Below are 12,238 nucleotides of genomic sequence, written 5' to 3' on the forward strand. Positions count from 1 at the left end.
GTTTTTGTTTTGATTATTTCCCGCATGACTCGGTTACAGTCTTATTACCCTGATGACCCCGGATCTACTGTGATTATATCTCCAGTGGTGTCGCCCGGCACTATTGCCGGCACGTCGGCCACTGGAGTCTCCGAGGGAGCTGGCTCACCATCCGCGGGGTCTGTCGCTTCCGGAGCTGGTTCAGAAGTAGCCTCATCCTCTGGTATCTCAATCGGAATGTCTTCATAATCGCCTACGTAATAGGTGACGTTCACGGTGCTGCCTACTTCTATGTTTCCAGTCGGAGAGGCCGCATAAACTACTCGAACCTCGGGTGAGCTGCCCGGAATGAGTTCACCAGGTATAGCGTTTACGACGAAGCCACGCTCGGTCAACCACGCGGTGACTTCACTCAGGTTTTTACCCACCACATCGGATACCAATACCAGGTAGGTTGCGGGCTCCGTGGCCTCTTCCACTGTTTGAGTGTTGGTGGGCGTCGAATTTGGAGTGCTAATTGGAGAGATGTCGGAAGCGTTTGGCTCCGAGAGAATCGCAACGATCACGACGATCGTAGTGAGCCCCAGTAGTCCAAGGGTTGCAAGCCAGGGCCAAACAATCGGCGCCCTTGGTAATGGAGCGGTGTCCGTTGATATCACCTCGGTCACAGGGTCATTGATTGGGTCTTCGGAGGCAACCGGGACACCTTTACGTTTTTCCCTAAGAAGAGCTTCCGCCCTAATCGCGAGCGAGGCTCCAGACTCTGGGCGTTGGTTGGGCTTTTTAGCTAGGCAGCTAAGAACCAGGTTTTGAACTCTTGGGTCAATCGAGTCTGGAAGGGCCGGCGGCATCTCATTTATGTGTGCCATCGCGATTGCCATCTGGTTCTCACCACGGAAGGGGCGCCTACCTGCGAGTGCTTCGTATGCCACAACCCCGAGTGAATACAGGTCCGTTGCACCGGTTGAGGTCTTCCCAGTTGCCTGCTCAGGCGCCAGGTACTGAACGGTCCCCATAACCTGCCCGGTTTTGGTTAGCGGAACCTGGTCTCCCACTCGTGCGATACCAAAGTCAGTTATTTTGACTTTGCCATCCGGGGTGATTAGTAAATTGCCTGGTTTTATGTCTCTGTGAACCAAACCTCTGGCGTGAGCCGCAGCCAGTGCTCTGGAAGTTTGAGCCACAATGTCTAGAACTTGAGCCTCAGGTAGTCGTTTTTCTCGCTCCAACAACCGGGACATTGATTCACCCGGAACTAACTCCATAACGAGAAATGCGGAACCAGTGTCCTCGCCGTAGTCGTAAATATTGGCAATTCCTACGTGCTCGACAAGGGCTGCCGAGCGCGCCTCGGTTCTAAATCTTTCCAAGAACGCCGGATCCGAAAGATACTCTTCCTTCAGGATTTTGATTGCGACCTGACGCAAAATTAGCTCGTCCTGGGCTTGCCAAACCTCGCCCATGCCACCAATGGCAATGCGCAGTTGGAGTCGGTATCGTTCTCCATAAAGTTGTCCCACTGCGGGCTTCATCGGTTCAACGCCGCCTTCATGACTGCCTTGGCGATGGGCGCGGCAATTTGGTTACCGGTTCCGTTTTGCCCAATGCCACCGCCGTCTTCAACCACGACCGTGACAACTACGCGAGGAGATTCGGCCGGCGCAAAGCCGGTGAACCAGAGGGTGAACGGGTCATCAGGTCCGTTTTCGGCAGTGCCAGTTTTGCCGGCAACGGCGACCTGTGGAAGCGCAGCATTGGTTGCTGCTCCGTAGCCGACTGAGTCAACCATCATGCGGGTCAGTAGTCCGGCAGTTTCTCTAGACATTGGAGAGGAAAACACCTGGGGCTCGGGTTGGCTGAGAACGTTTAGGTTGCTTGCGACGACCTGATCAACCAGCTGCGGTTTCATGATCACGCCCTGATTCGCGATTGCAGCAGTGGTCATGGCCATCTGCAGCGGTGACACTCGAACGTCAAACTGTCCAAAACCGGTTAGGGCGAGTTGAGAGAGCTCCAGGCCGAGTGGATAAACGCTGGGTGTTACTGAAAGCGGAATCGCAATCTCATCTCCAAAGCCCATGAGCTCTGCCATAGCTCGAATTCGATCCTGACCAAGGTCGACCGCGAGCATTGCGAATGGAATGTTGCACGATCTAATTAGGGCCTGTTCTAGCGTTACCAGTGCCCCGTCCCCGCAGGTGTTATTGGAGGAATTTTGAATCATCGTTGAGGTGCCGGGGAGGCGGTAGCTAGCTAGGTTCTCGAAGGTTGTGGTCGTGCTGTATCGCCCAGATTCAAGAGCGGCTGCCGCGACAACAAGTTTGAACACTGAACCCGGCGGGTAAAGGTCTCCACCGATTGCTCGGTTCACAAGCGGCTTGTCCGGATCATCTAGGTAGTCGCGGTAGGCCTGGTTCACCGGATCGTACTCGTGACCGGCCATGAGGTTGGCATCAAATGTTGGCTTCGATACCATCGCGAGAATGCGGCCGGTTGCCGGGTCAAGGGCAACCACTGCGCCTTTTCGGCCACCGAGGGCATCCCAGGCAGCTCGCTGCACATCTGGATCGAGGGTTAGTTCGATTGCAGCACCGGTTACCGGCGTGCCATCAAGCAGCGCATTGATTTGCTCAAAAAACTGTGCAGAGCTTTGGCCAGCGAGCAAGGAATTCATTGATCGCTCGATTCCAGAGGAACCGGTGAAAATGCTGAAGTAGCCGGCAACCGCGCTATAGAGAACAGAGTCATAGCTTCTTAGGAACCGGTACTGGTCATTGACGGCAACGCTGGTGACAACCTCAGTTTCACCAACCAATATCGAACCGCGCTGAGTTTTATAGGTTTCGTAGGATGCGCGAACGTTTCTCGAATCCTGATAAAGCGATTCGGTTCTAACAACCTGTATCGAGGAGGCAATTGCGAACAAAGCAATGAACATTACGGTCAGCGCAAGGCCAACTCTTCTCACTTGCCTATTCATCCCTTCACCCGCTTAAGTGAAGAATCAGACAGCACCATAAGGAGCGCAATAATTGACCAGTTGGCCAGCAGAGCACTGCCACCGGCAGCCAAGAATGGTGTTGTTAGACCAGTCAGGGGCAACAGGCCCATTACGCCCCCGGCAACAATAAACACTTGAAGACCAAGTACAAATGAGAGCCCCAATGCAAGCAGCTTTGAAAAATCATCTTGATGGGTGTTTGCAATTCGCAGACCTCGGTAGACGATCAGCAGATAGATAGCCAAAATCGCGAAAATTCCGGCTAGACCAAGCTCTTCCCCGAGCGCTGCGAATATAAAGTCACTTTCGGCAAGTGGGATCAACTGCGGGAAACCCGAACCAAGTCCCGCGCCGATAACATCGCCGTGAGCCATGCCAAACAGACCCTGCACCAGCTGGTAGCTGCCACCTTGAGCGGTGTAGTTCTCGGTCGCAAACGGAGCCAACCACGCATCGAAGCGAGCACCGACGTAGCCAAAAAGTCTCGAAGCCACTAGGGCTCCGGTTACCATCATGACCAATCCAATACCGACGTAAAAGCCTCTACCGGTGGCGGTGTAGATCATGACCAAAAACAAACCAAAATACAGAATCGACGTTCCAAGGTCACGCTGGATCACAAGCACTGCTATGGACGCGATCCAGAACAGCAATATTGGACCCAGGTCCTTCGCGCTCGGAATCTTCATCCCTAACACTCGAGATCCAATTTCAGAAAGCGGGCCTTTTCTGGAAACTAAGTAGCCCGCGAAGAAGATCGCCAACAAAATTTTCGCTATTTCGCCTGGCTGGAAGCTCAGATCTCCAATGGCAATCCACAATGTCGCACCATTTATGGTCCTGCCAATGACCGGTGCCGCCGGAAGTAGCAGCAAGACCACGGCCGCCGCCCCTGCCAAATATGGAAAACGCCTCAGAACCAGTGGGTTCCGAACCAGCCGAACCACGATTGCGGCAATCAACATTGCAAAGCAGCTCAACCAAACCTGGCGCTCGGCAAACAAGTCCTGACCACCTCGAGTTATCTCGGCTAAGTCAAGTCGATAAATCATTGCGATGCCTAGACCGTTTAGCAAAAAAGCCAGGGGCAGCAGCAGGCCATCAGCGTTCAGTACATACTTCCTGAGCACGTAGTGCAGTATCCATGCGCTGATCGTTGGCGGTGCCCAGTAGTAGAGCATGTCCCAAGACATCCGCTGACTGACTGCAAGTTGAATTTGGGCCAAGGCGAAAGCGTGAATACCGGCAACCCAGAAAAGCAACACTGCTTCAAAGTTCCTGGAGCGCGGAACAGCCTTCAGCAGCATTGGAATCGCTTGAGTTAGAGAGACGTTACTCATTGATTCCGTCCTGAAGCTGTTCGATCAGGCGCAACGCATCATCCAACGACTCAACCGAGATGGATCTTTCAATCAGGGTCTGCTGGAACTGCGGGAGGTCTTCGATGTTTATATCCGACACTAGGTAAGGGCTTGAGAAATTCAGGGGCCCCAATTGCTCCTTGATGCCCTGAAAGACAGTGACTTGACCGTCAGATACATCAACGAAGTATCGGGTCTGGGTGTATTGGTACGCGCCGAAGATGACACCGACCATCACGCCAGCAAATAGCAGCCAAAGCGCAGTTATTCTGACCGCGCGCCAGCGTAGCTTCCGTCTGGTCTCGGCCAAAATCTTTTCAAGAAGCTCTTCGGACTCAGGTGCATACTGGGCTGGGTCCTCTGGGCTTTGTAGCAGCTCAAGCAAACTCAGTGGGTTGAAAAGACGCAGTATCTTTCCGCCCTTGCGCTCTTCAATGACAACTTCATGATCCGCTGAACCAACGAAGTGAGCGCCGGGTTCAAAGTCTGCCTTAACGGTTGGGCGGACAACGTCGGTGATAACCACCGTTACGTTGTCCGGGGCGCCATGCTCAAGGGCTTCGCCCACCAAAAGTTCGGCGGCTTCTTCGGTTGGAATATTTGAAGCCAAAATCTTGGCCATCACTTCATCCGGGACCACGCCGCTCAGGCCGTCGCTGCAAATCATCCAGCGGTCACCGGGCAGTGCGTCGTGCAGTGCAATATCTAGCTCCGGGTCACCTTGAACATCGCCGAGCACGCGCATTAGCACCGACCGACGGGGGTGCACTAGAGCTTCGGCTTCAGTAATTCGGCCAAGATCTACAAGTTTTTGAACGAACGAATGGTCCTTGGTTATTTGAGTAACCTCACCGGCACGAACTCGATAGATACGGGAGTCACCGATGTGAGCGGTAATGATCTGACTTCTGTGCACCAAAAGCCCTGAAAACGTGGTTCCCATTCCTTGAAGTTCCGGATGCTCAACTACGGTCCCGGTCAACATGGAGTTGGCCTCCAGAACTCCGGCCTTCAGGGTTTCAATGGCTTCTTCAACCGTGTCGTATTTGCTGTCGGTTAGTGCAACTCGCTGCGAGGTAATCGCCGACGCGATGTCTCCTCCGGCGTGACCGCCCATGCCGTCCGCCACGAAGAACAGCTGATAACCGGAATAACCGGAATCCTGGTTCGAACTGCGGTGCTTGCCGATGTCGCTGGCTGCATAGCTAATGGTCTTGATCGCCAACTGACTAAGACCTCAGCTCAAAGGTCGTGGTTCCAATTCGTATCGTCATCCCAGCTTTAATGGTCACCGGGGTGGTTATTTTCTTGCCGTCTAGGTTGGTGCCGTTGGTGGAGTTTAGGTCTTGTAAGACCCAGTCGTCCCCCACATGGACAAGCTTTGCGTGAATCGAGGAGGCGAAGTCATCGCTGATTACCATGTCCGAACTCGGAGCGCGGCCAATCAGCACTTCCTTTTTGTTCTCGAGTGGGATGTTAGTTCCGGCGGCCCGGCCCGTAAGCACCGCGATCTCGGTCGGATTAAACTATCGCCATCGTCTATGCCCAGGCTCGCAGCCGAACCTGCGGTTAGCAGGGGAGCGTTCTGCTTAGCTATGCGACTGATAACTCGCCTGCCATACAGGTCAGCGCGAATAACGGAAAGCAGGCTCAGAATAAACACCCAGAGCACCGCAACAAAACCAATACGAATCAGAAATAGGGCAAGCTCACTCATTTGGCCCACCCGTCAGGGCCAATAGCTCAAAATCGAATTCAGTCCTACCGGCATTTATCTTGCTGCCAGACCTAAGAACCACCTCGTTCACTCTCGAACCGTCTACGAAGGTTCCGTTGGTCGACTGCAAGTCTCTGATTGCTGCAATGTCTCCATTGAATGCGATTTCGAAGTGAATCCGGCTCAGGCCGCGATCATCTATCGCCACGTCGGCGCTATCGTCCCTGCCAAAAGTAGTAGTTCCACTAGATAGCTCTCGGCGCTCGCTGCCATAGGAAATTATCGGTTTCCAGCTCACCAAACTGCCCACTGCCGCAGATCCAACTTGAATTCGCCCCTTGGCGACTTTCTGGTCAGCTAAAACCTTCAGCTCAAGTTGACCTGTCAGTTGATAGCTCTTCTGCCCGGCATGGTTTGCAACCTCTGAACTTATGGCTCGAAGAAGCTGGTCGGAGAGGTTGTCTTTATCTTGAGGGTTAAGTTTGATCAGGTATCTATGGGGAACTAGTTTCCGGTCCTTACCTGGAGCAGTCGCTGCGACGTCCATAGCATTTTTGACAGCCTGAGAGATTTCAATCGGCTGAAGTTGCTTTTTGGATAGCTTGGAAAACATTGAGACAACTATGTTCTCAATGCGCGCCTCGGCCTTGTCTAGAAAGCCCACGTTACCTGCTTCCCTGAGCGGTTCTTAGGTCAGGTCAGTCTATCGCCGAGTGGCTATTTAGTCGGGCAATCTTTGCTAATCCGGGCGCCGCCTTATTAGGGTTATTGAGAACCTAAATTGGGAAGCGAATTGTTAGAGATATTTCTAAGCTCATTGGAAGCACTAGGGGTGCTGGCGTTCGCGCTTTCCGGGATATTGGAGGCGGCTAGAAAGCATTTTGACCTAGTGGGCGTTGTGATGATCGGAGCGGTCACCGCTTTTGGCGGCGGAACCCTCAGGGATGTGCTGTTGGACAGAAGGCCATTTTTTTGGGTTGAGCAAGAATTTTGGGTTTGGGCGCTTATTTTGGTGGGTTTGGCTCTGCCGTTTTTCTACCGGGCAACCCACGTTGACTTGACCGAAAAGGCGATTGTGATCCCCGACGCTGTTGGCCTTGGAATATTTGCAGCTGGTGGCACTCACCTTGCTTTGGTCGCAGGCATGAGCCCGATGATTGCGGTTTTGATGGGCGTAATTACTGGAGTTGTCGGCGGTGTATTGAGAGATGTCCTGATTAATGAAGTCCCGAGAGCGTTTCATGACCACCAGCCTTACGCAGTAATCGCATTTGCTGGCGGCTGGGCTGTCGTGCTGCTGGGCTACCTGAACACCCCCGAGTACCTCGACGTCGCTATCGCGGCAATTTTGATTGTCACCATGCGGCTCATTGCGGTTCGATTCAAAATTGAGCTTTTCCGCTGGCGCTACCTCTAGCCCTCAGCTAACTGCCAGAAATATGCCTTGTCTGGCAGCCCACTGCTAAAAGCGTCTCAACTACCTGAAATTTAGTTTCTTTCCCAATCTGGATTACTAATTTGTTGCTTGTCCGACAAACAAAGGAAAGAACATGAAAATAAAATCGACAATTGCCATCGCGGCAACCGCCAGCCTGGCAGTTGGTGCGCTGGCATTCGCGCTTCCATCTCTGGCTCACGATTCGCAAGGACCAAATAGCTCCGCACCTAAAATCGAGCGCGGCATGCACGCTGACAGGGCCAACGAAGGCCAAATGCGAAAAGAACATAACACTGCGACTCTGTCAGCCACCATCATCGGGATCCCGGCAGATGTTACAGAACTGAGAGAAGTTGTAAAGAGCGCCAACTACGAGATCTTTCGCCTCGAGCCCGGCGCAACCGAGGCCCCAACAACTAAGCCGACAACTCGTGGCCATGTAATCGGCGTTCATCCAGTACTTGATGCAAATCTCGATCTGATAAGGCCGGAGATTGCAGCTGGAACCGTCACAGGCAATCTAGTTTTCAAGGCAAGTCCAATCGAGGGCGTGGAGGTTTTTGCTTTCTACCCTTCGGATGAATCGGCTCCGATTCTTGTGACTGTAACCACCGACGCGTCTGGAGTTGCAACCGCGAACGCGAGTGGAGTTCTTCGCCTCAACTACGATGCAGATGACGCCGCCAGCTTTGAACCTCGCGGGAAAAAGCTAGGCAAGGGCAAGCATGAGGGGATGCGCAACCACGGCCAGCAGTATGAAGATGTTGCTGACTAATCTGACATCTCTTGAAGCTGAGAAAGCACTGAGAGCTTGATGTTGAAACCCTGACTTTTACTTGGTCGACACCGCTTGGCTTTTAGAGTTAGAGCCATGTAATTCTCATAGATTGCATACCCTCCTAATAGGAAAACCCTCGGGCAAGAACCCGAGGGTTTTTTCCTTAACCTATTTGCCTGAGCTTATTTCTACCCCGAATGTGACTTTCGTCACACCTTAGGTTCTTTGGGTCGGTAAAACAGTCCTCGCACAGCAACACTAAATCCTTGCAGCCAGGTCCTTCGCAGTCTCGGAACTGCGAAGTCTTTTCTGAGCAGTTCACGCAAGTTCCCAGGGTCAATGCGTCTTTTGAAAAATTAACGGCCATGCGGTTATCGAATACGTAAAGAGCGCCCTCCCAGAGCCCTGCATCCCGGTATTTTTGGCCGTAGCGTGCGATGCCGCCCTCGATTTGATAGACCTCTTTGAATCCGCGATTTAGCATTACCGCGCTCAAAATCTCACACCGGATGCCACCGGTGCAGTAGGTCACAATCGGCTTGTCTTTGAGGTGGTCGTACTTGCCCGATTCGATTTCCGTAACGAAATCGTGAGTGGTCTGAATGTCAGGCACGACTGCATTTTTGAATCTGCCAATTTCGGCCTCGAAGGCATTCCTGCCGTCAAAAAAAAGACAACATCGTCGCCGCGCTTATCAACTAGCACATTGACCTGTTGTGGCTTTAGATGCTTACCTCCATTGACCACGCCCGTGATGTCAACTTGTACTTCGTCCGGGGTATTGAAAGTAACCAGCTCTCGTCGCACTATCACCATGAGCTTCGAAAGCTCATTACCGGTGCCGGCAGACCACTCAAAGTCAATTTTGGAGAAACCCTTGAACTCTTTGGTGGCGTGTACGTATTTTTATAGACCTTCCATCTTGCCACCGAGGGTTCCATTTATCCCGTGGGGGGAGATGAGAATCCGACCCTTTAGCCCGAGAGCCTCGCACAAGGTCCGCTGCCAGAGCAAGACTGCTTGCGGATCTGCTATCGGCGCGAGCCCGTAGTAAAGGAGGATCTTATTGAGGGACATCAGCTGTCAGCCAAGTGACAATGCACTGACTTACACTAGGAAGCATGTCAATGAAACCAGGGCTAGATAAAGCCGAACTAAGTGAAACCACCAAACCGACCCAGGACCTGTTCCGCCATGTGAATGGAAGCTGGTTGGATTCAACCGAGATACCCGAGGACAAAGCCGTGTTCGGTAGCTTCCATATGCTGGCCGATGATTCGGAACTCGCCGTCAAGGAAATCCTTGAAGAGGCGTCCAACAACCCACTTCCAGGTGTTAGCCAGCAAATTGGAGATCTTTACGCATCGTTCCTAGACGAAGATCGAGCTGAGAAGCTTGGAGCCACTCCACTGGTTGAGGGTTTATCTAAAATCGCAGCAGTTTCTGACCTCAAGGAGCTGCACAGTTTGATGGGCCACCTCGAGCGCATGGGCGTTGGCGGGCTATGGGGCAGTTACATCGATAATGACGCCGGTAACCCAGAGCGGTACCTCGTTCATTTTTATAACGGCGGCCTAGGTCTGCCGGATAAGGATTACTACTCCGATGAGAAGTACAAGGATGTTCGTGAAGAATATCCAAAGCACATTTCACGCATGTTGGTTCTGGCTGGCTTACCTCTAGCAGAAGCCGACTCCAAGGCGGAGCAAATCTTGAAGCTCGAAACCAAGATTGCCTCCAAGCACTGGAGCAGAGTCGAAGCGAGAGACGCTGAAAAGACTTATAACCTCAAAACCTTTGCGGAACTAAAAACTCTCGCACCGAGCATTCACTGGGACGAATACCTTTCGGGCCTAGGTCTCACCGATTCATTCCTGGAATGGAATGTAGTTATGATGCCTTCATTCTTCGAGGGGCTCGTTGACGTGTTGACAGCTGAAAACCTAGATGCTCTAAAGGCATGGCTGAGCTGGGTTTACATCAGAGCTCACGCTCCTTATCTCTCCGGCGATTTTGTAGCTGAGCGCTTCAGTTTCTATGGAACGAAGTTGACTGGCCAGCCGGTCAATCGTTCACGATGGAAGCGTGCCGTCAGCTTGGTTGAAGGAAGCCTTGGGGAAGCTGTCGGTCAGATTTATGTTGACAAGCACTTTCCGGCAAGCTCCAAGTCCCAAATGGACACCTTGGTGGCTCACCTCATTGAGGCCTATCGCCAAAGTATTGACAAGCTCGAGTGGATGACTGGAGCCACCAAAGAAAAGGCTCAAGAGAAGCTGTCGAAGTTCACTCCGAAGATTGGCTACCCGGTTAAGTGGCACGACTACTCGAGCATCGTTATCTCGCGAGAAGATCTGCTGCAAAACATTCAAAATGTTTCCGCGTGGGAGTTTGATTTCCAGGTCAAGAAAATCGGATCACCAATCGATCGCGACGAGTGGCACATGACACCTCAGACCGTGAACGCTTATTACAACCCTGGTCTGAATGAAATTGTCTTCCCCGCGGCAATTTTGCAGCCACCGTTTTTCTCTGAAGATACCGATGACGCCATGAACTTCGGCGGCATCGGGGCCGTAATCGGTCACGAAATTGGTCACGGCTTTGATGACCAAGGTGCGAAGTACGACGGAGATGGCAAGTTGGTTTCCTGGTGGACCGAGGCGGACCTAAAGGCATTCGAGCAGCGAACGAAATCTCTTATCGATCAATACAACGAGCTAAGTCCGACCCAGCTTGATGACAGCAACAAGGTAAACGGCGAGCTCACCATCGGTGAGAACATCGGAGACTTGGGAGGTCTCGGTATTGCTTGGAAGGCTTATTTGATTTCACTTGACGGCAAGGAGCCACCGACCATAGACGGAGTGACTGCTGCCGAGAGGTTCTTGTTCTCTTGGGCCCAGTGCTGGCGCGGTATCAGCCGAGATGAAATTGCTATTCAGCGTTTGGCCACCGACCCACACTCTCCGGCCGAATTCAGGTGCAACCAGGTTGTGAAAAACTTGGACATCTTCCACGACACCTTCGAAACCACTGAATCAGATCCGATGTGGCTTGCACCAGAAGAGCGTGTGGTTATCTGGTGAAGCTCTGGTTTCGAATCCTTTTCATCAAGCTGACCTGGCGTCGTCGATCAAAGGTGACTATCGACGAGGTTTCGTCGGTGACCCTTCGGGTGATGCCAAGCGACCTGGATGTTTACAACCACATGAACAACGGCATATTTTTGACACTCATGGACCTCGGTCGTTACGACCAGGGTCTAAGAACAGGTATCTGGCAAATTTGGAACAAAAAAGGCTGGTACCCGATAGTCGTCAACTCAACGATTAGCTACCGCAAGTCTCTTGAGCCCTGGCAAATATTTGATCTCGAGACCAAGGTGGTCGGTTGGGACGACATAGCCGTTTACATCGAGCAGCGATTTGTCCGAAATGGTGAGATCTATGCCAAAGCGATTATGCGCGGACGGTTCCTGAAGCGCGCTTGGGGCACTCTCACCCCGCAGGAAGTTATGGACGGCTCCGGTGGCTGGCCCGGAGAACGACCCGAGTTACCAAAGTGGATCGTCAGATGGGCCAAAGACGCAGCATTACCCAAGGGTAAAGAACCGGCTCCTAGTACTTGGGACTAGTTAGCCCCCGGCCACCTGCAAGAAGCAACGGCTTCTTCAATGGTTCCCTTTAGCAAGTCGTGAGTGTCCGGATTGTTCTCCATGTATTTGACTACGTAGGAACAGACCGGAACAACCTTCTTATCGCCGGCTTCCCTAATGTCTCGAAGAGATTCGCGAACCAAAAGTGCGGCTAGTTTTTTGCCTTGGTGTTCAGGGTTCACTTCGGTGTGGACCAGGTGAATCTCGTCGTCCTTGACGACGTAATCTAGCAGTCCTACCCGAGAAGAATCCATGTAAATTTCAAAGCGGTCGTTATCGCTATCTTTCACTACCTGAGTGCTCATGCTG

General features: G+C 52.4%; 11 protein-coding genes and 1 pseudogene. 4 read left to right on the forward strand and 8 right to left on the reverse strand.

Annotation, left to right across the window (positions count from 1 at the left end; genetic code table 11):
- Positions 1–44 precede the first annotated feature (44 nt).
- The 6 genes from ABXT50_RS00205 to ABXT50_RS00230 all read right to left on the reverse strand — a co-directional run bounded on the left by ABXT50_RS00205 (position 45) and on the right by ABXT50_RS00230 (position 6,722).
- Positions 45–1,511, reverse strand: coding sequence for a protein kinase domain-containing protein (locus ABXT50_RS00205; RefSeq protein WP_415274185.1), 1,467 nt, complete (start codon positions 1,509–1,511; stop codon positions 45–47).
- A complete protein-coding gene (locus ABXT50_RS00210) occupies positions 1,508–2,947 on the reverse strand; it encodes a peptidoglycan D,D-transpeptidase FtsI family protein (RefSeq protein WP_415274186.1) in 1,440 nt (479 codons plus the stop codon). The genes ABXT50_RS00205 and ABXT50_RS00210 overlap by 4 nt, the downstream gene beginning before the upstream one ends.
- An 8-nt stretch (positions 2,948–2,955) precedes the next feature.
- Entirely contained in the window at positions 2,956–4,320 is a 1,365-nt protein-coding gene (locus tag ABXT50_RS00215; protein ID WP_415274187.1) for an FtsW/RodA/SpoVE family cell cycle protein, read from the reverse strand.
- On the reverse strand, positions 4,313–5,566 hold the full coding sequence (locus tag ABXT50_RS00220) for a protein phosphatase 2C domain-containing protein (RefSeq protein ID WP_415274188.1): 1,254 nt from the start codon (positions 5,564–5,566) through the stop codon (positions 4,313–4,315). The genes ABXT50_RS00215 and ABXT50_RS00220 overlap by 8 nt, the downstream gene beginning before the upstream one ends.
- Positions 5,567–5,570: 4 nt before the next feature.
- Positions 5,571–5,846 (reverse strand): FHA domain-containing protein, encoded by a 276-nt coding sequence (locus tag ABXT50_RS00225; RefSeq protein ID WP_415274189.1) that lies wholly within the window; start codon positions 5,844–5,846, stop codon positions 5,571–5,573.
- Positions 5,847–6,050: 204 nt separating this feature from the next.
- The gene (locus tag ABXT50_RS00230; protein ID WP_415274190.1) at positions 6,051–6,722 is read right to left on the reverse strand and encodes an FhaA domain-containing protein; all 672 of its coding nucleotides are present in this window, start codon (positions 6,720–6,722) and stop codon (positions 6,051–6,053) included.
- 129 nt (positions 6,723–6,851) lie between these two features.
- Here ABXT50_RS00230 and ABXT50_RS00235 point away from each other — a divergent pair, with 129 nt between their 5' ends.
- Together ABXT50_RS00235 and ABXT50_RS00240 are read left to right on the forward strand one after the other, a co-directional pair.
- Positions 6,852–7,475 carry a trimeric intracellular cation channel family protein gene (locus ABXT50_RS00235; protein WP_415274191.1) on the forward strand — a complete coding sequence of 208 codons (624 nt, stop codon included), beginning with the start codon at positions 6,852–6,854 and terminating at the stop codon, positions 7,473–7,475.
- Positions 7,476–7,608: 133 nt separating this feature from the next.
- Positions 7,609–8,271, forward strand: coding sequence for a hypothetical protein (locus tag ABXT50_RS00240; RefSeq protein WP_415274192.1), 663 nt, complete (start codon positions 7,609–7,611; stop codon positions 8,269–8,271).
- A 166-nt stretch (positions 8,272–8,437) separates the two neighbouring features.
- On the opposite strand, the pseudogene ABXT50_RS00245 reads toward ABXT50_RS00240, so the two are convergent.
- Positions 8,438–9,351, reverse strand: a pseudogene (locus tag ABXT50_RS00245) (rhodanese-related sulfurtransferase).
- Between the two features lie 44 nt (positions 9,352–9,395).
- Between ABXT50_RS00245 and ABXT50_RS00250 the strand changes: the two are divergent.
- Both ABXT50_RS00250 and ABXT50_RS00255 read left to right on the forward strand, forming a co-directional pair.
- Positions 9,396–11,360 carry a M13 family metallopeptidase gene (locus tag ABXT50_RS00250; RefSeq protein WP_415274193.1) on the forward strand — a complete coding sequence of 655 codons (1,965 nt, stop codon included), beginning with the start codon at positions 9,396–9,398 and terminating at the stop codon, positions 11,358–11,360.
- Positions 11,357–11,908: an acyl-CoA thioesterase gene (locus ABXT50_RS00255; protein WP_415274194.1), complete on the forward strand. Its 552-nt coding sequence runs from the start codon at positions 11,357–11,359 to the stop codon at positions 11,906–11,908. The genes ABXT50_RS00250 and ABXT50_RS00255 overlap by 4 nt, the downstream gene beginning before the upstream one ends.
- On the opposite strand, the gene ABXT50_RS00260 is transcribed toward ABXT50_RS00255, so the two are convergent.
- Positions 11,905–12,234: a GNAT family N-acetyltransferase gene (locus ABXT50_RS00260; RefSeq protein WP_415274195.1), complete on the reverse strand. Its 330-nt coding sequence runs from the start codon at positions 12,232–12,234 to the stop codon at positions 11,905–11,907. The genes ABXT50_RS00255 and ABXT50_RS00260 overlap by 4 nt on opposite strands.
- Positions 12,235–12,238: the final 4 nt, after the last annotated feature.

Origin of the sequence: Aquiluna sp. Uisw_065 (assembly GCF_047731275.1) — a bacterium.
GTDB lineage: Bacteria > Actinomycetota > Actinomycetes > Actinomycetales > Microbacteriaceae > Aquiluna.